The organism is Bacillus sp. SIMBA_154, from assembly GCF_046536015.1.
GTDB lineage: Bacteria > Bacillota > Bacilli > Bacillales > Bacillaceae > Bacillus > Bacillus pumilus_P.
This window is the reverse complement of the sequence record NZ_JAWJBV010000212.1, coordinates 1-276: the sequence shown is the minus strand read 5'-3', so window position 1 is coordinate 276 and position 276 is coordinate 1. Positions and strand designations below refer to the sequence as shown.

The 276-nt window shown below is 52.2% G+C and carries 1 protein-coding gene; it reads right to left on the bottom strand.

The features are described from left to right. Positions 1-276, bottom strand: a 276-nt coding sequence (locus tag R0K30_RS21770) for an alpha/beta fold hydrolase (RefSeq protein WP_410612905.1), incomplete at both ends; no start/stop codon positions are given.

Below are 276 nucleotides of genomic sequence, written 5' to 3'. Positions count from 1 at the left end.
ATACGGTCTCACCTTGCTCCGGCGCAAAAGCGGCGACATACACTAGCGCAGTAACATTGGTATTGTCTTGAACGGCGTTGCTTATCACGGCACCACCGTACGAATGACCTACCAGCACTACTGGTCCACTCGTTTCTTTTATCACCGTGGCAACATAGTCGGCGTCGGCGCTTAAACTGCGAAGGGGGTTAGCAACAGCAACCACCGGGTAGCCTTGTTGCTGCAGATTTGCAACTACACCATTCCAGCTAGATGATTCTGCAAAGGCTCCATGCA